Annotated in this window: 16 protein-coding genes and 1 tRNA gene; 6 read left to right on the top strand and 11 right to left on the bottom strand. The window is 63.3% G+C overall.

Annotated features, from left to right (window positions below; genetic code table 11):
- Window positions 1-128: 128 nt before the first annotated feature.
- Window positions 129-1,466 (bottom strand): MFS transporter, encoded by a 1,338-nt coding sequence (locus tag R1T44_RS03985; RefSeq protein ID WP_317292619.1) that lies wholly within the window; start codon window positions 1,464-1,466, stop codon window positions 129-131.
- 579 nt (window positions 1,467-2,045) lie between these two features.
- Window positions 2,046-2,465 (bottom strand): DUF1499 domain-containing protein, encoded by a 420-nt coding sequence (locus tag R1T44_RS03980; RefSeq protein WP_043333122.1) that lies wholly within the window; start codon window positions 2,463-2,465, stop codon window positions 2,046-2,048.
- Window positions 2,466-2,889: 424 nt separating this feature from the next.
- On the opposite strand from R1T44_RS03980, the gene R1T44_RS03975 reads away from it, so the two are divergent.
- Complete coding sequence (locus R1T44_RS03975; RefSeq protein WP_317292618.1) at window positions 2,890-4,308, top strand: exonuclease SbcCD subunit D C-terminal domain-containing protein; 1,419 nt, start codon at window positions 2,890-2,892, stop codon at window positions 4,306-4,308.
- Window positions 4,305-7,865 carry an AAA family ATPase gene (locus R1T44_RS03970; protein ID WP_317292617.1) on the top strand — a complete coding sequence of 1,187 codons (3,561 nt, stop codon included), beginning with the start codon at window positions 4,305-4,307 and terminating at the stop codon, window positions 7,863-7,865. Before R1T44_RS03975 ends, R1T44_RS03970 begins: the two co-directional genes overlap by 4 nt.
- A 49-nt stretch (window positions 7,866-7,914) precedes the next feature.
- Here R1T44_RS03970 and R1T44_RS03965 read toward each other — a convergent pair whose 3' ends face one another.
- The 3 genes from R1T44_RS03965 to R1T44_RS03955 form a co-directional block, all read right to left on the bottom strand.
- Window positions 7,915-8,670, bottom strand: coding sequence for an endonuclease V (locus tag R1T44_RS03965; RefSeq protein WP_317292616.1), 756 nt, complete (start codon window positions 8,668-8,670; stop codon window positions 7,915-7,917).
- A gap of 53 nt (window positions 8,671-8,723) precedes the next feature.
- Window positions 8,724-9,296 carry a hypothetical protein gene (locus R1T44_RS03960; RefSeq protein ID WP_317292615.1) on the bottom strand — a complete coding sequence of 191 codons (573 nt, stop codon included), beginning with the start codon at window positions 9,294-9,296 and terminating at the stop codon, window positions 8,724-8,726.
- A 205-nt stretch (window positions 9,297-9,501) separates the two neighbouring features.
- On the bottom strand, window positions 9,502-11,208 hold the full coding sequence (locus tag R1T44_RS03955; RefSeq protein WP_043333127.1) for a DEAD/DEAH box helicase: 1,707 nt from the start codon (window positions 11,206-11,208) through the stop codon (window positions 9,502-9,504).
- A 591-nt stretch (window positions 11,209-11,799) separates the two neighbouring features.
- Here R1T44_RS03955 and R1T44_RS03950 point away from each other — a divergent pair.
- Entirely contained in the window at window positions 11,800-12,321 is a 522-nt protein-coding gene (locus R1T44_RS03950) for a YaiI/YqxD family protein (RefSeq protein WP_317292614.1), read from the top strand.
- 71 nt (window positions 12,322-12,392) lie between these two features.
- Here R1T44_RS03950 and R1T44_RS03945 read toward each other — a convergent pair whose 3' ends face one another.
- The gene (locus tag R1T44_RS03945; protein ID WP_317292613.1) at window positions 12,393-13,403 is read right to left on the bottom strand and encodes a glutathione S-transferase family protein; all 1,011 of its coding nucleotides are present in this window, start codon (window positions 13,401-13,403) and stop codon (window positions 12,393-12,395) included.
- A gap of 150 nt (window positions 13,404-13,553) precedes the next feature.
- Window positions 13,554-14,459 carry a LysR family transcriptional regulator gene (locus R1T44_RS03940; RefSeq protein ID WP_303594346.1) on the bottom strand — a complete coding sequence of 302 codons (906 nt, stop codon included), beginning with the start codon at window positions 14,457-14,459 and terminating at the stop codon, window positions 13,554-13,556.
- 509 nt (window positions 14,460-14,968) lie between these two features.
- Between R1T44_RS03940 and R1T44_RS03935 the strand changes: the two genes are divergently transcribed.
- Window positions 14,969-16,582, top strand: a complete 1,614-nt coding sequence (locus R1T44_RS03935; protein WP_317292612.1) for a peptidoglycan DD-metalloendopeptidase family protein — start codon at window positions 14,969-14,971, stop codon at window positions 16,580-16,582.
- Window positions 16,583-16,728: 146 nt separating this feature from the next.
- On the opposite strand, the gene R1T44_RS03930 is transcribed toward R1T44_RS03935, so the two are convergent.
- From R1T44_RS03930 to R1T44_RS03920, 3 genes are all read right to left on the bottom strand, one after another.
- Window positions 16,729-16,956, bottom strand: a complete 228-nt coding sequence (locus tag R1T44_RS03930; protein WP_043333131.1) for a hypothetical protein — start codon at window positions 16,954-16,956, stop codon at window positions 16,729-16,731.
- A gap of 236 nt (window positions 16,957-17,192) precedes the next feature.
- Window positions 17,193-17,507 carry a hypothetical protein gene (locus tag R1T44_RS03925; protein ID WP_317292611.1) on the bottom strand — a complete coding sequence of 105 codons (315 nt, stop codon included), beginning with the start codon at window positions 17,505-17,507 and terminating at the stop codon, window positions 17,193-17,195.
- Between the two features lie 643 nt (window positions 17,508-18,150).
- Entirely contained in the window at window positions 18,151-18,564 is a 414-nt protein-coding gene (locus tag R1T44_RS03920; protein ID WP_317292610.1) for a hypothetical protein, read from the bottom strand.
- 669 nt (window positions 18,565-19,233) lie between these two features.
- On the opposite strand from R1T44_RS03920, the gene R1T44_RS03915 reads away from it, so the two are divergent.
- Entirely contained in the window at window positions 19,234-19,791 is a 558-nt protein-coding gene (locus tag R1T44_RS03915; protein ID WP_248380010.1) for a PRC-barrel domain-containing protein, read from the top strand.
- 31 nt (window positions 19,792-19,822) lie between these two features.
- Window positions 19,823-20,041 (top strand): hypothetical protein, encoded by a 219-nt coding sequence (locus R1T44_RS03910; protein ID WP_317292609.1) that lies wholly within the window; start codon window positions 19,823-19,825, stop codon window positions 20,039-20,041.
- A 21-nt stretch (window positions 20,042-20,062) separates the two neighbouring features.
- On the opposite strand, the gene R1T44_RS03905 is transcribed toward R1T44_RS03910, so the two are convergent.
- Window positions 20,063-20,139 (bottom strand) — tRNA-Ile (locus R1T44_RS03905).
- Between the last annotated feature and the right edge of the window lie 147 nt (window positions 20,140-20,286).

Here is a 20,286-nt window from a genome sequence, read left to right as displayed (position 1 = left end):
TCTATCCTAGCGTCGCCGTGGCGCCGGCCCAAACGAAAAACGCGCACCACCCAGAGGGTGATGCGCGTTTTCAGGCAGAGGCAGGCCACAAGGGCCTGCCTCTCATCCTGCGATGCCGGATACGCTGATCAGACGATGCGCATCAGTTCGCGGCCACGCGGGCTGATCGCCAGCCACAGGCCGAGCACCACGCCCATCAGCGACAGCGCCGCCACGTACCAGATCGGCGACAGCGGCGAGACGGTCATCATCAGCGAGACCAGAATCGGCGTGAAGCCACCGAAGATGGCGTAGGCGACATTGTAGGAGAACGACAGGCCGGTGAAGCGCACCGCCGGCGGGAAGCCGCGGATCGCGATGCTCGGCACCGCGCCGACGATGCCGACGCTGAAGCCGGTCAAGCAGTAGAGCGGCACCAGCAGGCTGGGGTCTGAGTGCATGGTGGCGAGGAAGACCCAGTAGGTGATGCCCAACAAGGCGCTCCACAGCACCAGGGTGACGCCGGCGCCGATGCGATCGACCATGTAACCGGAGACGATGCAGCCGATGCACACCGCCACGATCGCCAGACTGTTGGCGGAGAAGGCCGCGGCACGGCTCAGGCCCTCGAGGCCCGCGATCAGGCTCGGCGTCATCAGGATCACGACCACGATGGCAGCGGTCAGAATCCAGGTGACCGCCATCGCCACGGCAATCGCCGGACGCTGTTCCCGCAGGATCATCTTCAAGGGCAGCTCGGCGGCCAGCGCCTTCTTCTGCTGCATCTCGGCGAATACCGGCGTCTCGTGCAACCAGCGACGCAGATAGACCGAGAACAGCCCGAACACGCCACCGATGATGAACGGAATCCGCCAGGCGAAATCACTGACCTCTTGCGGGGTGTAGACACTGTTGATGGCGCTGGCCATCAGCGAGCCGAGCAGGATGCCACCCACCAGACCCATCGAGAGCGTGCCGCAGGCCAGACCATTGTGACGCGGTGCGACGTGCTCGCTGACGAACACCCAGGCACCCGGCACCTCACCGCCGACCGCCGCGCCCTGGAACAGACGCAGGATGATCAGCAGCAGCGGCGCCCACATGCCGATGACGGCATAGGTCGGCAGCATGCCCATCAGCAGGGTCGGCAGCGACATCATGAAGATGGACAGCGTGAACATCTTCTTGCGGCCCAGCGTATCGCCGAAGTGGGCCATGATGATGCCACCCAGCGGGCGCGCCAGATAACCGGCGGCAAAGATGCCGAAGGTCTGCACCTGACGCAGCCACTCGGGAATGTCGGGCGGGAAGAACAGCTGGCCGACGACGGTGGCGAAGAACACGAAGATGACGAAGTCATAGAACTCGAGGGCGCCGCCGAGAGCGGACAGACCGAGTACCTTGATGTCACCACGCTTGAGCGAATTTTCGTTGGGCAAATCGTGAGCAGCGGGAGCGGAGCCCGCTGCGGGGACGGAATCGTTCATGGATCTCTGTTTAGCGGGGGCTGGTGTCCAGCGATGGTCAAGGGTGATTCACGCGTCGCACATCTTGTCTTGGAGGCTTTCAGTCGGGGAGACATCATCCTGTCGAAAGACATCATCCAACCGAGAGACATCATCCAACCGAGAGACATCATCGATCACGGAGCGGAAGTCGTGCTGATGATGACTGAAAGCACCGGGGTTGCCCCGGAGGCGTGGCGATCATGCGGAATCCTGCCAGCGTACGACGCATCACTGTATTGCAAAAAACACAATACAGATCGATGCAATCATGCGTCTCATGTATCGCGTCCAGAGTAGCAAAGGCGACCTTGGCTGGGTAGCGTTCGCTCACTGTTTGGCAGGGGTCTTGCGGGAAATCACGCCGACCTTGCCAAGAGTTGGCATGAAAAACCCCGGCGCCTCGACAAGGCGGACCGGGGTGGTGAACGTCATCCTGTGCAGTTCAAGCAATGAGGGACGTGGTGGGCGTCATGCGGTGAGTCATCTTCTCTCGCCTGCCGGGCGACGCCCGAGACCTGGATTCAAGCTCAGGTTCAGGTTCAGGTTCATCGACAAGCGTCAGCTGCAGTAGCCCCAGCCTTCCAGGCGCTGGCGAATGTCCTCGACCCGCTGGCGGTTCTTGCCGAGATCGGAATGCCCTCTGCGCGAGACGCTGCGCACATGACAGACCCCCTCCTCTTCGTTGCAGACGATTTCCACATCATCGACGAAGCCCAGCACGGGGGTGTGGAACTCGGCGTGCAGATAGCCGCCATCTTCGCTGACGATTTCAGCATGACCCATCGATTCTATGATGCCGTGCAACTTCTCCATCGCACTGACGCAGCAATCCTGCGGCATCGGGAGTGGCGCGACATAATGCTTGCTGTCAGTGGCCTGGGAACTGACCCCGTTGGGGGTGCTGGGGGCCGGAGCCAGCATGCCATCATGCAGGCCGAGATTGTCGGGGCGAGGTGAAGCAAAAAGACCTTGGCGCATTTCGAATCCTTCCTGTCATCTCTGGGCGTCGGTAACAGCATCCTCTGTCACCACCAGCCTGATTGTTATCCAAGTCAGCTTGAAGACTTTGCGAAGACTGTGCGCAAGAAAGCCCCATGCGGGCTTCTCCGCTGATGTGATTCGCTGAGGCAACTCCCACACGCTGCCATCGCGTGGGCTTGTCGGTGAATGACAAGGGCCTCGACTTTCAGCGTAGCGACTTTTGTCGATTTTGCCCGTGGAAGGCCTTGATCCAGATCATCTGCCTGATAATGCGCCGCACCTTGAGCGGCTTGAGGCCGTGCCCTCTTCCGCCCCAGCGAAGCCAGACCGTACACTGGGCAGCATTTCACCCGGCCCGGCTTTGCCCCATACGCAGCCCCAGCCCCGGCCGCCGGCCAGACGACTTCGCAAGGACCCCATCGTGAGCTTCCGCTTTCTGCACACTTCCGACTGGCATCTCGGCCAGAGCTTTCACGGCCAGAGCCGACACGTCGAGCACGCTGCCTTTCTCGACTGGCTGCTCGGGCAGCTCAAGACTCTGGCGCCGGATGCGCTGCTGATCGCCGGAGACCTGTTCGATGTGGTCAACCCGAGCCTGGCCGCCCAGGAACTGCTCTACGACTTCATCGTGCGCGCCCACGAGCAGGACGTGGCGCTGGAGATCGTGATGATCGCCGGCAATCACGATTCCGGCTCGCGCATCGAGCTGCCGGCCGCGTTGTTGGCACGTCTCAAGACCCATGCGCTGGGTCGCGTGCGCTGGGTGGATGACTCCGCCGACGGCGGCGATGCCCACAGTCTCGACTGCCAGCATCTGCTGGTGCCCCTGCATGATCGTGACGGCAAGCGCCGCGCCCTGTGTCTGGCGGTGCCCTTCCTGCGCCCGGCCGAGGTCACCGGCCTGAGCAGCGGCGAGCAAGCCGAGCAGGAAGGAAAAGCAGCAGGCAAGGCCGAACGCACCCGCAGCGAGGCCTACCGCGACGGCGTGGCCCGCGTGCACCAGCAGCTGGTCTGTGCTGCGCGCGCCGCCCGCCAGCCCGGCGAGGCACTGATCGCCATGGGTCATGCCCACATGCGTGACGGCGAGGTGTCCGAGAACAGCGAGCGCCCGATCCTGATGGGCGGCGAAGAGGCGCTCTCGACCAGCCTGTTCCCCGACGACATCGCCTATGTGGCACTGGGCCACCTGCATCGCCCGCAACGCGTGGGCGGCGAGGAGCGCATCCGCTATTGCGGCACGCCGCTGGCGATGGACTTCTCCGAGGTCGACTACGGTCACCGCATCCTCGATGTCACGCTCAACAATGAAAGCCTGGAGAAGGTCGAGGAGCATCGCGTGCCCTGCCATGTCGCGCTCACGCGCGTCGGGCCTGCGCCCCTGGCCGAGATCACCACCCAGCTCACGGCGCTGGTCGCCGAAGCGCAGACGGATCTCGAGCCGACACGCTGGCCGTGGCTGGAAGTGACTGTGCAGCTGGAAGCCCCCCTTATCGACCTGCGCGCCCGCATCGAGGCACTGCTGGAAGACGCGCCGCTGCGTCTGATCAAGCTGGTCACCCGCTACCCGGCGCCCAGTGCCGAGCATCGCGCGCCGAAGGGCGTGAAGCTCGATGAGCTGGGGCCGATGGGGCTGTTCGAGCGTCACTATCGCGCCACCTATGACAGTGAGCCGGACCCGACGCTGATCGAGGATTTCGCCCAGCTGCTCGAGGAGGTCGAGGCCGCGCGCGAGACGCGCCTCGAAGGCGAGTCGGCCACCCGGCCCGCTCGCAAGGCCGACAAGGCGGCTTCGATAGACAAGACAGCTTCGGCAGACAAGGCCAAGGGAGGTCAGGCATGAAGATTCTCGCCCTGCGCCTCGACAACCTGGCGTCGCTTGCCGGCGCACATGAAGTCGACTTCGAGAAGGCGCCGCTGTCCGATGCTGGCCTGTTCGCCATCACCGGCCCCACCGGGGCCGGCAAGAGCACGCTGCTCGATGCCCTGTGTCTGGCGCTCTATGGCACCACGCCGCGCCTGCGCCAGACGCCGAGTGGCGGCCAGCTGGAGGATGTCGGCGAGCATCAGCTGACGCTCAAGGACCCGCGCAGCCTGCTCCGGCGTGGCTGTGGAGAAGGCAAGGCCGAGGTGGATTTCATCGGCCGCGATGGCCTGCGCTATCGCGCCAGCTGGACGGTCAGCCGCGCGCGCGGCAAGCCCGGCGGGCGCCTGCAGAATGCCAAGCAACATCTCCAGCTGCTGCCCACCGGCGATGACACCCAGCCGGCTCAGACCCTCAACACCACCAGCAATGACGCCAAGGCGTTGATCATCGACAGGCTGGGGCTGAATTTCGAGCAGTTCACCCGCGCCGTACTGCTGGCGCAGAGCGAGTTCAGCGCCTTCCTGCGTGCCAATGACAATGAACGCTCGGAGTTGCTGGAAAAGCTGACCGATACCGGTCATTACTCCGAGATCTCGATGGCCGCCCATGAGCGCGAGCGCGCCGCCCGCGAGACCGTCAATGAACTGGAGCGCAAGCTGGAGGGCCAGCTGCCGGCCAGCCCGCAGGAACGCCAGGCGCTCGAGGAGGAGGTGCGTCTGCGCCAGACGGCCATGACCCGGCTCAGCGAACAGCATGATGCGCTGACGGCCTATCACCAGTGGACCACCACGGCGGGCGAACTCGAACAGGCCCTGCGTCAGGCGCAGCAGGAGCAGACCGAGGCTCACGCCGCCAGCGATGCACTTTCCCGTCAGCGCGAGCAACTCAGCGCCCTGGAAGCCCTCGCGCCGATTCGCCCTGCCCTGCTGCGTCTCAAGGCGATCGCGCCGCAGCATGCGCAGCTGGTCACGCAACTGGCCCAGTTTGAGCAGCAGCTCGACACCCTGTCGCCCAGGGTTGAGCAGGCCAGAGCCGCCAGGCACACCGCCGATGAACGCATGCAGCGCTGTAATACCTGGCGCGGCGAGCAACTGCCGAAGCTTGAAGAGGCACGTCAGGTGGCCTCGCGTCTTTCGCAACAACGCGAAGCACACGCCAGCCAGCAGAGTGAACAGCACCGCCTGCGCGACACGCTCGTCCAACATCAGCAGGAGCTGGAGACACAGGATCGCCAGCGCCAGCAGCTGGAGCAGCAACTCCAGCAGCTGCAGGCGACGCTGGTCGACGAGTCAGGCCAGCCGCTGCGCGATGCCGAAGATTATCGTGACCGACTGCAACGTCAGCGCGATGCGCTACTGGAGCTCAAGCCCGTACTCAGCGAGCAGATCAGTGGCCTGGCCCGCCGTGATGAGGTGCAGCAGCGTCTTGTCGAGCTGGAGCAGCAACTGCCCCGACAGCAACAGGCGTTGCGGGATGTGGTTGCCCGGCAGGCGCAGGCATTGCAGGCCCGCGATCAGGCGCGTCACGAGGAAGACGCCGAGCGCCGCCAGCAGGAGCAGGAGCGTCTGGCGCGCAGCGACAACGTGATGGCGCTGCGCCGCGGGCTGGTCCAGGGCGAGGAGTGCCCGGTGTGCGGCAGCCACGAGCACCCCGCCGCCGGCCAGGCCGCACCGGCCGAGGCGCTGATCGCTCAACTGGAGCAGCAGGCCCGCGAGCGCCTTGACCAGCGCCGCCAGGCCACGGCCACCGCACAGCAAGCCATGGAGACGGCCAGTCACGAGCACGCCCGCCTCGAGGAGCAGCTCGGCTATCTGCAGCAGGAACAGACTCAGCTGCACACGGAGCTGCAACGCCTGCAGCAGCAGGCGCAGAGCTGCCAGACGAACCTGACCGAGCTTCTGGCCCGGCATTCGCTGTCAGAGCAACCCCAGCTTGCCCCCTTGCCGCAGCTGCCAGCTGCCCACGCACTGCAACTGATCGAGCAGCGCCTTGGGGAACTGGACGCCCGCCAGAACACACTGGTGACGACACTGCGTCAGCTGACGCCGCTGCGTGAGCAACGCCAGGCACTGGCAACACGTCACGCCACGCTGACGACGCAATGCCAGCATGGCGAGGCGCAGCTTCAACAGTGCGAGACGCAGATCACTGCGCTGGCGCGCGAGATCGAACAACTCAGCGCCACGCTTGCCCAGCAGCTGAGCGCAGACCCCAAGCGACAGCATGCCAGCGTGGGCGACTGGTCCGACTGGATCGAGTCGCTGACCACCCGGATGCGCAACGAACAAGAGGATGCGCGGCAGGCACTGCAGGAATTGAGCGACCAGCAACAGCAGCTGACGCAGCAGCAGGCCAACCTGCAGCAACGCCAGACGGAACTGCGCGAGGAGCAAGACTCGCTCGACCGCGAACGCGCGCATTGGCAGGCAGCGAATCCCGGCCTGGATGACGCGCGCATCGCGGAGTTGCTGGCCGTCGAGGATCACGAGCTGCAGGCACTGCGCCAGCAACTGCGCAGCGCCCACGAGCGCGTCGCACGCGCGGATGCCCTATGTGAGGAGCGCAATGCGCGTCAGCTCACCCACTGGCAGGCCGCTCGGACCTCCAGCTGGCAGGCGGTACTCGAGCAGCTGGCAGGACTCGAACAGCTGGCAGCGCCCGCCGTGGAAACGCCGGGAGCAGGTACCGCTGGAGAAGGTGTGGCGGGAGAAGGCACGGCGGGGACTGAAGAGACGGGCGTCATCCGCGCCCAGGCCCAGCAGGCCCTGACGCTGCATGCTCGCTTGCAGACTCATCTGCAACCCCCGCAAGAAGATGCCACTGGAGAGCCGGAGGATGCGCAGTCACAGCCCGAGGAAGACACCCACGCGCTTGGCGAGGCGTTGGCCACTCTGATCGCGGCGCTCAAGACACCCCTCACTGCCGTGCGCGAGGCCCATCAATCGGCGCAGGCGGCGATACTCAATGATGACCAACGCCGCAGCGGCAGCGCCGAACTTGGCGAGCAGCTGGCCCGCGCCCGCGCAGTCCATGAACGCTGGGGCGCGCTGTCGGAGCTGATCGGCAGTGCCAGCGGTGCCAAGTTCCGCACCATCGCCCAGGCCTTCAATCTCGAGCGCCTGATCGAGCATGCCAATCTGCATCTGGCCAATCTGGTTCGTCGCTATCGTCTGGCGCGCGGCGCCAGCCCGCTGGGGCTGGTGGTGGTGGATACCGAGATGGGTGACGAGCTGCGCAGCGTGCACTCGCTGTCCGGCGGCGAGACCTTCCTGGTCTCACTGGCGCTGGCGCTGGGCCTGGCGGGCATGGCCTCCGGTGAGCTGCGCATCGAATCGCTGTTCATCGATGAAGGCTTCGGTAGCCTCGACCCGGATTCGCTGGCCTTGGCGATGGAGGCATTGGATGGCCTGCAGGCCAGCGGCCGTCGCGTCGGGGTCATCTCGCATGTGGCCGAGATGCATGAACGCATTCCGGTGCGTATCGCGGTGCGCCCATCGGGCAACGGCCAGAGCCGACTGGAGATCGAGGGCTAGCGGCGGTCAGGCGTCACGAGGCCAAGTTCAGCGTAGCCGCTTGAGGCAGCTAGGTATCGCGGAGCCGCTTGAGGCGCCGGCTGGCGAGCTGGTCCGCCAGTCGGGTCGGCTCGGGCAGCTTGGTCTTGCCCAGGCAATGCAGGGTCATCGCCAGCGCCGTATCCAGGTTCATGCGCTGGCCCGGCGAGACGAACACCGGCTTGACCTTCGCGCGTGAGCGCAGCACGGCGCCCAGCTGGCTGCGCTGTTCGCGTTTGGGCAGCTCGCTATTCTCGATGATGCCGAGCTCACCATCCGCTTCACGCACGCGATCGGTCAGCGCGACCCAGTCGCCGCGCTCATCGCCCGGTTCACCATGCTTGCCGCACAGACGCTTCTTGGCCACGCCGAAGGATGGCAGGTCACACCACAGGCCGAGATGCGCCGCCACGCCCAGGCGGCGCGGGTGCGCGATGCCATGGCCGTCCACCATCAGACATTCGGGCGCACGTTCCAGCGATTCGAGGGCGGCGATGGCGGCGGGCAGCTCCCGAAACGACAGCAAGCCCGGAATATACGGCATGCGTGTCGGCTGACGGATCAGCTGCTGCTCGAGGGGCTCCAGCGTCGCCAGATCCAGCGTCACCACCGCCGCACGTGTCACCTCGCCCCCATCCTCGAAGCCGATATCGACTCCCGTGATGGTCGCTGGCCACTCGCCGGGGCTTGCTCCCCAGGGCGGCGTCAGCGTCAGTCGAGTGGCCATTTCGCGTTGCTTGGCAACGGCGGCGGCAGGGTCGAGATTCCAATCGTGCAGTGCTGTCATCCACTCACTCATGCATTCCCTCTCGGCGGTTGCGGGTCTCTCTCCCTCAGATGCTATCGATCGCCCTCACCTTCAAGCTGCTTGCCCAGTGAACGCAGCACCTCCGCCGCCTGATTGCGGAAGGTGTCCAGCCCATTGCCGACCTCCCCCATGCTGCGCTCCAGCTGGCGTGACAGGCGATTGGAAAGCGGCTGGTCCGCGCGGGCCGTCAGCTGCTCCGGCGTCATGTCGAGCACCAGGCGGTAACGGATGTCGCCGGGCGCCGCGGCCGCCAGCGGGTCACTGACCGCTTCACGAGTGAAGCGCGCGAAGTCGATGCTGGCCGCCTTGTCACCGCCGTCAGGGCGAATCAGCAGGCGATGGATCTGACCACGGGTGTCGCTGAGCACATCCTCGACCTTGCCCAGCGCCTCGCCCTGCGGTGAGACCACCGGCGCCAGACGCAGGGCCTCCAGCGAGACCAGCGGGACGCGAATCTCCGGCGTGGCGCTGCTGGCCGGCATGTCGGACTCGGCGTGGGCCGCACTGAGCGACAGCCAGGGTGTCGCCAGCAGAGCGCACAGCATCAGCTGGCGGGCAGGCATGGCCTGCAGGCCACGGCGCAAGGCGTCGAATGAAGAGATCATGTGGGCATCCTCGGGAAATGATGAGCGGTGGAGCTATGATGAGCGGTGGACCTATGTTGAGCGGTGGACCTACGCCAGCACAGGATACCAGCCCCGGTGGTGCCTTTCGTCCAGGCACAAAAAAACCGGCACCTCGTGAGAGGTACCGGTCTTTTCAGAAGCCGTGGCCAGCACTGCGATCAGTGCCGGCCCGACTCAGGCCTGATCAGGCGCGACGACGGTCGTCGTTGCCACCTTCACGGCGCTGCGGACGAGCGCCCGCACCGTCTTCTGCCAGTTCCAGCGGACGGCCAGCGACGCGAGCACGCGCCATCTTGGACACGATGCTGGTCGGCAGACCGCTCGGCAGTTCCACGACACTGTGGGTGTTGCGGATGTCGATGCGACCGATGCGTGAACCTTCGATGCCGCCTTCGTTGGCGAGAGCGCCAACCAGCTGGCCCGGCTTGACGCCGTCACGGTGGCCGACGGCCACACGGTAGAGCTTCATGCCTTCACGCGCGACCGGCGCGGAGTTGCGACGCTCACCGCGTTCCGGACGCTCGGTGCGCTCACCGCGCTCGGAACGCTCGTTGCGACGCGCACCCGGCTTCGGCAGAGACTGGATCGGCGTCTCTTCGGCGCGAGCCATCTTGACGAAGACAGCGGCCAGCTCGACCGGGTCGTGACCTTCTTCGACCAGGCTCTGGACCAGAGCGCGGTGACCGTTGGAGCTGCTGCCCAGGGCTTCGACGACGCGAGCACGGAAGGCGGCGTCACGGTGGCCACGGATCTCTTCTTCGCTCGGCAGCTGGCGTTCGGTGATGCGCTGGCCCAGGGCCTGCTCCATCCAGCGAACCTTGCGCATTTCGCGACCGCTGACGAAGGTGATGGCGCGACCTTCACGACCGGCACGGCCAGTACGGCCAGTACGGTGGACGAAGGATTCGCTGTCACCCGGCAGGTCGTAGTTGAAGACGTGGGTGATACGCGCCACGTCCAGACCACGAGCGGCGACGTCGGTCGCGACCAGCACGTCGACCTTGCCACGCTTCAGGCGAGTCACGGTGCGCTCGCGCAGGGACTGGTCCAGATCACCGGACAGTGCTGCCGCGGAGATACCGCGAGCGATCAGCTGTTCGACGACAGTGGTACAGGCGGCACGAGTGCGCACGAAGACGATGGCCGCATCGACGGTCTCGACTTCCAGCAGACGGGACAGCGCTTCCAGCTTGGCGCCGCCTTCGACACGCACCATCATCTGTTCGATGGTGGAAGCGGTACGCGATTCGGACTTGATGGCAACCTTGACCGGATCAACCAGGTAGCGGTTGACGATACGCTCGATCTCGGTCGGCAGCGTCGCGGAGAAGAAGACGCGCTGCGCTTCCTTCGGGGTATCGGCGACGACGCGCTTGACGTCATCGATGAAGCCCATGCGCAGCATCTCATCGGCTTCATCCAGCACGAGGGCTTTCAGGCCGTTCAGGTTCAGGCTCTTGCGGTCCAGGTGGTCGATGACACGACCCGGGGTGCCGACGACGATCTGCGCGCCGCTCTTGAGGCTACGCATCTGCTCGCGGTAGTCCTGACCACCGCAGAGAGTGGCCACTTCCAGGCCACGCATGAACTGACCGTAACGTGTGAAGTTGACGGCGACCTGTTGGGCCAGCTCACGGGTCGGGGCCAGCACGAGAACCTGCGGTTCACGGCGGTCGAGGTCCAGACGGGTCAACAGCGGGAGTGCAAAGGCAGCGGTCTTGCCGGTACCCGTCTGTGCCTGGCCGATCATGTCACGGCCTTCGAGCAGACTCGGGATGGTCTGAGCCTGGATCGGGGACGGAGTTTCGTAGCCCAGCTTCTCGAGAGAGGTCAGGACGGCAGGCAGCAGGGCAAGATCGCTGAAGCGATCGACGACGGAAGTCGTGGTCATGTATATCTCACACCTAAATGGCTACAAGTAAGGCTTGCAGCTGAAGAATGGGTCGGGTTGAACCGACACGAAGCGTAAGGGCTCCGTCTGGCGATGCAGTCAGGCACGAGGCGCTGGCATCATCAGAAAAAACGTACGAGTGCTGGACGTCTTGGCATGGACGGGCCCGGGTTGCTCTGAAGGTGGACGCAATTCCACTTTCAGGCACAACGCTGCGGCGACCGTACAGCAACCAGAGGCTCTTCTACTCAGAGTCTCGGGGCGCTCCATCATGCACACTGTGGACAGGGACGGGTCTTGCATCGCGGCGGCCGGACATCGATCGAATCGAGGGGTCACGGATGGCTGGGGCAAGCTACGCCACGCGGTCCGGGAGGCGCGAAATACCGGCTGATGGCCACAAGAAACGGCGATCACGTCGGGCTCGGCTACTCAGGATGGTGGGTCACTACATGCGAGGAGCTGGCATTCTAGCAGCCTCTCACGCATTCTGCATCCTTTCTTTTGACCTTGGTCGCAGGCCGCCCGCCCTCGGGCAGGCATGCGCCCCGCCATCACGACTCGCTGAACAGCCACCTGACAGGAGCCTGCATGACTGACGCGCAAGACCATGACGCCCCCTCCCCACAACATCCCGCCGAGCATGTCACCACGCTGTGGGTCGACGCCGATGCCTGTCCGCGCGCCGCGCGTGACATCCTGGTGCGCGCGGCGGAACGCACCGCGACCCCCACCTGGTTCGTCGCCAATCATCAGGTGCCGCTGCCGCGCTCGATGCACGTCAAGGCGCTGTCGGTCCCACAAGGAGCAGATGCTGCCGATCAGTTGATCGTCGAGCGCGCCCACCCCGGCGACATGGTGATCACCTCCGACCTGCCGCTGGCGCTGGAAGCGATCGAGAAAGGCGCGCTGGTGATGACGACCCGCGGCGAGGCGCTGGATGGCAACAACATTCGCGCCAAGGTGCAGATGCGCGACTTCATGGAGAGCATGCGCTCCAGCGGCGAGCACACCGGCGGCCCGTCCGCCTATGGCCAGCGCGAGCAACGCGACTTCGGCAATGCACTGGACCGCTGGCTGGCCAAGATCAGACGCCCGACACCGCGCGCCTGATCCAACCGCCGCTGCTCTCCATCAACTCGGGCGCCATCAACTCGGGCGCGATCAGCTCACACTTCAATACCTCAGGCGTGACGACGAATGCCCTGGCCCGGCAGACGCTCGCGGTCATGGGAAGCATCGAGCGCCAGGCTCGGGCCGAGCGGCACGATAGCGGTGGGATTGATGGTCTGCTGACTGGCGTAATAGTGGGTCTTGATATGCGCAAGATCGCAGGTCTCGGCGATGCCCGGCCACTGATACAGCTCACGCAGATAGTGCGAGAGATTGGGATAGTCGGCGATACGGCGCTGATTGCACTTGAAGTGCCCGAAGTAGACGGCATCGAAGCGGATCAGGGTGGTGAACAGGCGGATGTCGGCTTCGGTCAGCCATTCACCGGTGAGATAGCGCGAGTCGGCCAGTCGGCGCTCCAGTGAATCCAGGCACTCGAACAGCGCCGTGAAGTGACGCTCGTAGACCTCCTGCCGCGTGGCGAAGCCGGTCTTGTAGACGCCATTGTTGACCTTGTCATAGACCTCGGCATTGATGGCATCGATCTCGCCGCGCAGGTCTTCGGGATAGAAGTCCAGATCATTGCCGGTCAGCGAATCGAAGGCGTCATTGAAGATGCGCACCAGTTCCGCCGACTCGTTGTTGACGATGCGACCGGTCTGCTTGTCCCACAACGCCGGCACGGTGACACGGCCGGTGTAGTGCGGGTCGGTCAGGGTGTAGAGCTGGTGGTGATAGCGCACGCCATTGATCGGATCACCGCTGGAGCCTTCTTCCTCGAGATAGCTCCAGCCATGTTCGAGCATCAATGGACTGGTGTAGGACATGCCGACCAGCGGCTTGAGCCCCTTGAGAGAGCGCATGATCAGCGCGCGGTGCGCCCAGGGGCAGGCCAGCGAGACGTAGAGGTGGAAGCGGTCTGCGCTGGCGGGCACGGCCGCTTGTCCCTGCGGCCCCTCGAGCGGGGCATCGGGCGCCACGACCCAATCCCTGAGCCGCGCGCTCTCGCGCTTGAATTCACCGCCGGTGCTGTCGGTGTCATACCAGCGATCCTGCCACTTGCCGTCGACCAGTAAGCCCATCTTGCACACTCCTTATATGGCTTGAGGGGATGCCCCCAGCCTAAGAGTCGAGCGCGACAGCGCAAGCGAATTCACTGCGTGGCAACGATCGAGTTTCTCGAACGATCACGTTGTGCGAGCCCTGTGCTTTTCTCAAGCTCTGCACGCTTTTCAGGAACGCCGCTCGCTGGCATCCCGCTCGACGGCAGCGTGCAGCTGCGCCTTCATCGCCCGGACGGCGGGGCCCGCGCGATCATCGTCCGGCAGATAGAGCATCAGCGACACTTCGCGCTCGCCGCCATTGGCCAGCGGCAGTGGCAGCAGCCGCCCCCGGGCCAGAGCCTCGCTCATGCGGGTGCGGGGCAACCAGGCGAAGCCCAGCCCGCGTTCGGCAAGATCGACTGACGTGGCCAGGTGGCTCACCGTCCAGCGCGCCTCGGCCTTGAGCCAGCCGGCATCCATGCCGCTGGAACGACTGCTGTCGCGTACCACCAGCTGGCGATGCTGCACGAGATCACGCAGATCCAGCGGCCGCCCGAGGGCGTGCAGCGGGTGCCCCGGCGCTGCCACGGCGATGAAGGTTTCACGCAGCAACGGGGTGCCGAGATGGCCATCCAGCATCAGGCCGCTGATCAACAGGTCCGCTTCCTTCTCCTCGAACAGCTCGCGCCCGCCGGTCAGCGTCGTCTCGTGCAGCTGGACACGCACCTGAGGGTAGGCCGTCGAGAAGGCTTCCAGCGCCCGTGCCAGCACATCCGGCGGAAACAGCTGATCCACTGCGATGGCGATCTCGCTCTCCATACCTGCCGACAACGCATCGGCCACATCCTCGAGTGCCCGCGCATTCTCGATCAGCTGACGCGCCCGGCGCAGCAGCAATTCACCCGCCTCGGTCAGCCGGACATTGCGCCCGACCGGCTCCAGCACCTGCACGCCCAGCAAGGCCTCGAGGCGATGCACGGCGTGATTCAGGGTCGATGGGCTCTTGTGGATCGCGGCCGCCGCGCGCGCGAAGCTGCCGTGGTCCACCACGGCGGCCAGCATCTGCCACTGAGCCAGTGTCACGCGTGACGACATCAGGATTCCTCTTGCAGAACGTACGGGAATGCACGGGGCAATCCTGACATGCCAGACGCAAAAAACCAGACACCTGATACTGCAACCCGACGGGAGCAAAAGAGCATTCTGTGCTGTCAGACTCCCGACATCTGGTCGCAATCCTCGGACATCAGGACGGCATCCTCTGAAATGCAGGAGGCCAAATACGCTATTTTGCGTAACTTTACAAAATTTAACACCAAGCAGGATTTACTGCCTGAACAGCGTTTCCTAAGCAAAAATGGCGCTATTTTCGCCAGACCTCATGTTGCCGGTACCGCCAATTGCGCCGTCAATGATCTAAACAGGGTTGAATTACTCATACTGGACATGCGTCCAGCCTATCGAACGATGGGAACCTTGGTTAAGGTTCGAATGCCTCATTGTTGCCATCTTTTCATTTCACATAACTTTATCGGTCACATATGCTGCGAATCCTTCATTCGCTCCCTCGCGCGCACAAGTATCTTCTTTTACCTGTTGCCACCATGGTTACCGTGCTGGGTGCTCACAAGCTTCTCGAAACATTCGATGCTCCTGATGTCTCTACGGCCTCACAGTCCATCGCCATCGACCTGGCCAGTGCAAATTCCAGCACCCCGGCCAAGCTGCCGCTGGCGATTGCTGCCGCCGATGACACTCAGTCTCCCCTGAGCCCGGCGCAGCTCGCCAATCAGACGGCGACCAGCTCGACCTCCGGTGACATTCCGCTGGCAGCGCTGACGCCCAGCGAGATCGTCGCCATCGATTTCGACATGCCGACGCTGCTGACGGATGCCAACTATCATCCCGACAGCCAGACGGCAGGCCCGATCGTGGCACTGGCGCCGGCGGCAGTGAAGACCGCAGAAGCCGTCATCGGCACCGCGACCGACGAACAGGCCGGCGGCACCTCCTATGACGACCTCTCCGTCGACCCGGTCGAGCTCGGCGAAAGCCCGACGCTGCAGACCGAGCTGGCGGCCGAGGAAGTCTATGTGCCCGAGTGGCAGACCTATACCGTGCAGGCCGGCGATACCTTCGCCGTGATGGCGGAGCGCTCGCTGGGCCTTGGCTACAGCGAGACCACGCGCATCCTCAAGGCGCTGCCTGACAAGCGCGTGCTGACCCATTGGCGCATCGGCGACAACTTCGATTACAAGCTGGATGAAGACGGCAACCTGCTGGCGTTGCGCATCATGAAGGACGCGCGTCGCGGCTTCATGGTCAAGCGTGAGGCCGGCGGTGAAAGCTTCAATGTCGCCAAGATCGAGAAGGCAACTCAGGCCACTCAGCGCATGTTCGCCGGTACGGTCAGTGGCAGCTTCTCCCTGTCAGCGGAAGCCACTGGCCTGGGCGTCGCGGAAGTCAGCCAGCTGACCCAGGTGCTGGGCAAGAAGATCGACTTCCGTCGCGATACGCGCAAGGGTGACAAGTTCCAGGTGCTGGTCGAGTCCGACATGATCGACGGCACCAGCATGGATTCCCGCATCCTCGCCGCACGCTACGAAGGTTCTCGCAAGTCACTGACCGTGGTGCGCAACAGCAGCGATGGCCGCTACTACACCCCTGATGGCAAGGGCCTCGACCCGGCCTTCAATCGCTATCCGCTGGCGCACAAGGCGCGCATCAGCTCGCCGTTCAACCTCAGCCGTCGCCATCCGGTGACCGGACGCATCAGCCCGCACAAGGGCACTGACTTCGCGGTGCGTATCGGCACGCCGGTGCTTTCCACCGCGGATGGCGTCGTCGAGCTGGTCGGCAACCACCCGCTGGCCGGTCGCTATCTGGTGCTGCGCATGGACAACGGCTACAAGACCCGTTATCTGCACCTGTCACGCCCGCTGGTCAAGAAAGGCGAGCGCGTGACCATGGGTGAGAAGATCGCCCTGTCAGGCAACACCGGCCGCTCCACCGGCCCGCACCTGCACTACGAGGTGATGGTCAACAACCGCCAGGTCGATGCCATGCGCGTTCAGCTGCCGAACAACAAGTCTCTGTCCGGCAAGGCGCTCGCCAACTTCAAGCGTCAGTCAGAGAACATGCTGGCCAAGCTGGAAGCCGCCGACAACACTGGCGCCATCGCCAAGGCCTCTACCCCGAGTCAGGGTGACGAGAGCTAGACGCGAACAAGGCGCGGGCCCGCAAGCATAGGGCCTGCGCCTGACATGAAATACGCCTGACATGAAATGTGCCCGACAAAAGAAAAGGCCCCTCACCTCACGGTGGGGGGCCTTTTCTTTTGTCGGTGTCTCGGCCAGAGATCAGGTCACTTCTTCATGCCCTTGTTGGACGCCTGCTCCAGCAGCTCTTCCGCTTCGCTGCTCGCGCCCTCCTCTCGCATCCTGGCCACATCGGCATACAGACAGACGTAGGTACCGCAGGATGCACAGAACACCTTGTCGTCGGGATTGTGGACCTGCGAGACGCGGACTCGCTGGCTGCCACAGTCCGGGCACGGCTTGGGAATACGCAGTTCCTCGGAAAGATCTGACATGAAGCATTCTCCTGTTCGGTGTCTGGGCCGCTCGCCTTGAAGCTGGTCGATTGGCGTCTCCCCAAGACATGGGGCCACTTACATGGCATGCAACCCCGCTGGCGGGGAGTCGCTCGTCATTCGGCTCGAGCTACCTCACCGAGATACCTCGCCCAGGCACTGCCAGGCACTGCGCTCAGACGCAAAGCCCCGGCACGGTGGCCGGGGCTTGAGGGGCAGACGCGAACAGACAGATGTCACGCGGCGCTGATGCTGCCGGCAAGCGACTCATGGCTGGTGGCGTGGCTTGTGGTGTTGGACATGCGCGCGACGGGGTGCTCCGGCACACGGTGCTGGCCGTGTGACCTGGCGCCATCACGCGTCAGGCGGAATTCTTCCTGCAGCGCCATCTCACGTGCCGCCAGGCGAAAATCGCCCATCGAACACAACGCATGGCCGTTCGGGCACTTGAGGATGTGATCATCCGGCAGATCACGGGCAGGCCAATCCAGCGCTTCGTTGCATTCGGGACACTGAGGGCCATTACGGGTCGGGACTGATGGGGTAAACATGCGCGAACTCCTTTTCGACGCAAAAGATGACGATGTCATGACCAGATTCTCAGTACAGAAAACATCAAGACGTGGCTCGGTTTGCGTGCGCATGATGGAGACAGATAGCGACAGACTCCATTGCACTTTCGGTTAGATGCCACAATTTTATCGCTGGTCAGTCTCTGCGCTCACGGCTGCGGAAGGTATCGCGCAGAGCGCGGAACACACTTCATGGCAGCGCGACGGGCAAGAGTCTGACAGCACTATCTTACAGTCTGATAACACCTCGCGAATGACGCAGATCAAACGCATACCAGATCAGGGGGTGTCCGCCGCACCGTTCTTCAGACGGGCGTCAGACGGGTATTCATGGGCTTGAAGCCAAAAAAATCCCGACCAAAGGCCGGGAAAACACTCTCAGGCAGAACAGGACCTATCGCGGAAGCAACGCGGCTCGCCGCAGGTCGACCAGGACGCTGAACAGTCGTCAGCGGTATCACGGAAATCTCGACTCCACCTGCAGTGCCATAAATTCAGTTTCGCTGCCCCGGGCAACAAGCCCGCGACCAGGGCGAAACAGCGAATCCGACTGGCACTGAGGTAAAAATTCTTGTGCGCCCTCACACGCACTGGCGAACACTGGGCCTTACCGGCGCTTGCTTCAGGCCGAGGCGTCCAGCTGCTGGACCACCTTCTGCGCCATCAGGGCCGGGTCAATCGCAGCTCGCTTGCGGGCGCTGACTTCAAGGCGATCACGCAACATGAACCAGACACCCAGAAACTCATCACATTCTGCACAACTGACGATGTCATCATCTGCCGGGGAATCTTCGAGGTGAACCCGGTTGCTGCCACAGCGTGAACACTCCATGGGAACCTTGCGTACTGTGTTCATCTCGATGCCCTCCATTGGATCCATGATGAAAACCTTGTGCTCGAAACCGGTGGAGCGGGCGGCATGACGATGTAAAAACTTGCGGCAACCTGACAAGGGATTGAAAAAGCGGCTCTGCGGCTCCATCAATGTTGTATCAGGTGATCTCCTGCCTGCCCCGCCGTGCTTCGACAGTTGCAAAGTTAGACACTTCCAAAACCGTGTACAAGTTTTAACGCGTATCAGAACGTATCTGTATAGCTAATGTAGACGCATTGGCAGGCGTTTTCGTGTGCGCTGATCAAGCGTTTACCTCTCCCCATGCGCCCGCTGTGGCACGAGAACGCCCCGCCAGAGCCGTGTAACACTTCGCTACAAAAAAGCCTCTTTTGACTTGCAAAAACATCTTGCTCCACTCTTCAGGCAGCCAATCAGCGAGCAGAAAAAGCCTTGAACGCGCACTGATTGCGGCATATCCACGTGCCTTGTCTCGACTTCTTGCCTTGAACGGCGTGAGCATTGATATCCATGCAATCCTTCAGCACCTAACCTCCCTGCTCGCCCCCTCTACTCGACCCCTTCGTCAGGGCCCTGCTGACAGAGCGCTTGCGGGCGGCCTGTTCGCGACAGGTACGGAGCATCAGAAAGCTCACTCTCTTGGCACGACGACATTGCCCCTTTACACCTTGCATGTGACAGACAGGGGAATTCTCGTACAAGTTTTTCTTTCACCCCCTTGAAACTTGTCGGTCTCGTCAGGATCTCAATGGGTAAGGTCATGGTTCTGGCGAATCATTTGCGCCACGAGCGAGAAGGAAGCGCTTGAGGGACCGGACCAGAAGTACCGATTCAACACGCAAGGAGTACGGCATGAGCAATATGAACCGCAAACAGATTCTGGGTGCGATCACCGCGACCACGCTGCTGTCCACTACCAGCATGGCCATGGCCAGTCCGCAGGGGCTCTACTCCGCAGATGAGCTGATGGATGCCGATGTCTACCTGCAGAACGATGACAACAACGTGATCGGTGAAGTCGAGGACATCCTGCTCGACGACAACATGCAGGTCGCCGCTCTGGTCGTCGAAAGCGATGACTCCATGGGGCTGGACGAGAACCAGTACGTCGTGGAAACGGGCAAGTTCACCCTCGAGACCGAACAGGGCGATGATCTGGATGCCCTGGAATACCGCATCCACCTCGACATGGATGTGAGCGAGTTCGAGCAGCAGCCGAACTACACCACCGACTGGTGGCAGGACACGCGCAAGAGCGCCGCAGCGGCCTGGGATGAAACCAAGAACACCGCTGCCAGCGCCTGGCAGGACACTCGTCAGGCAACTGCCAATGCGCTGACCACCGCCGGCAACGCCATCAGCGGTGCCGCCAATGACACTGAGCAGGAAATGGCAGAAGAGACTCAGTGATAGCGCCCCTGCAAGAGATCACCCGAACCGGATGATCCGCGCCAATGCAGAGGAAAACGCCTCATGCCTCACGGCATGGGGCGTTCGTGGTTCAGGACCGCGAGAAATCACGCCATTGATGCACTGGTGGGGGAAAGAAGGGAAAGAAGGGAAAGAAAGAACAGCAAGAGAGACCGAAGTGACAGGCACAAAAAAAGCCGCCATTGGCGACTTGTCGGGGCACTGGATCTTTCGAGCATCTGCAGAATGAAACCCCACTGGAAGGCATGCATGGTGGGCCCAGCAGGACTTGAACCTGCGACCAATCGATTATGAGTCGAGTGCTCTAACCAACTGAGCTATGGGCCCATGCAGCGCGCATATGATAGCGAAAGCATGAGCCTCGGGAAAGCCCGAAAACTCAACAACATAGCGATTCCCCCCTCCCAGCTGCGCCGCGAGATGTGCGTTGATCATCCCCGTCAGCCTGCGGCTGCGACGAGTGTCGCGAACCCT

Origin of the sequence: Cobetia amphilecti (genome assembly GCF_032923285.1) — a bacterium.
Taxonomy (GTDB): domain Bacteria; phylum Pseudomonadota; class Gammaproteobacteria; order Pseudomonadales; family Halomonadaceae; genus Cobetia; species Cobetia amphilecti.
This window is presented reverse-complemented; position numbering and strand designations above follow the sequence as displayed.

What these genes read in the sequence shown, in the direction of transcription:
- R1T44_RS03985 (WP_317292619.1), bottom strand. Translation starts at nt 1,466, where the DNA reads ATGAACGATTCCGTCCCCGCAGCGGGCTCCGCTCCCGCTGCTCACGAT.
- R1T44_RS03980 (WP_043333122.1), bottom strand. Translation starts at nt 2,465, where the DNA reads ATGCGCCAAGGTCTTTTTGCTTCACCTCGCCCCGACAATCTCGGCCTG.
- R1T44_RS03970 (WP_317292617.1), top strand. Translation starts at nt 4,305, where the DNA reads ATGAAGATTCTCGCCCTGCGCCTCGACAACCTGGCGTCGCTTGCCGGC.
- R1T44_RS03965 (WP_317292616.1), bottom strand. Translation starts at nt 8,670, where the DNA reads ATGACAGCACTGCACGATTGGAATCTCGACCCTGCCGCCGCCGTTGCC.
- R1T44_RS03960 (WP_317292615.1), bottom strand. Translation starts at nt 9,296, where the DNA reads ATGATCTCTTCATTCGACGCCTTGCGCCGTGGCCTGCAGGCCATGCCT.
- R1T44_RS03955 (WP_043333127.1), bottom strand. Translation starts at nt 11,208, where the DNA reads ATGACCACGACTTCCGTCGTCGATCGCTTCAGCGATCTTGCCCTGCTG.
- R1T44_RS03950 (WP_317292614.1), top strand. Translation starts at nt 11,800, where the DNA reads ATGACTGACGCGCAAGACCATGACGCCCCCTCCCCACAACATCCCGCC.
- R1T44_RS03945 (WP_317292613.1), bottom strand. Translation starts at nt 13,403, where the DNA reads ATGGGCTTACTGGTCGACGGCAAGTGGCAGGATCGCTGGTATGACACC.
- R1T44_RS03940 (WP_303594346.1), bottom strand. Translation starts at nt 14,459, where the DNA reads ATGTCGTCACGCGTGACACTGGCTCAGTGGCAGATGCTGGCCGCCGTG.
- R1T44_RS03935 (WP_317292612.1), top strand. Translation starts at nt 14,969, where the DNA reads ATGGTTACCGTGCTGGGTGCTCACAAGCTTCTCGAAACATTCGATGCT.
- R1T44_RS03930 (WP_043333131.1), bottom strand. Translation starts at nt 16,956, where the DNA reads ATGTCAGATCTTTCCGAGGAACTGCGTATTCCCAAGCCGTGCCCGGAC.
- R1T44_RS03925 (WP_317292611.1), bottom strand. Translation starts at nt 17,507, where the DNA reads ATGTTTACCCCATCAGTCCCGACCCGTAATGGCCCTCAGTGTCCCGAA.
- R1T44_RS03915 (WP_248380010.1), top strand. Translation starts at nt 19,234, where the DNA reads ATGAGCAATATGAACCGCAAACAGATTCTGGGTGCGATCACCGCGACC.
- R1T44_RS03910 (WP_317292609.1), top strand. Translation starts at nt 19,823, where the DNA reads ATGATCCGCGCCAATGCAGAGGAAAACGCCTCATGCCTCACGGCATGG.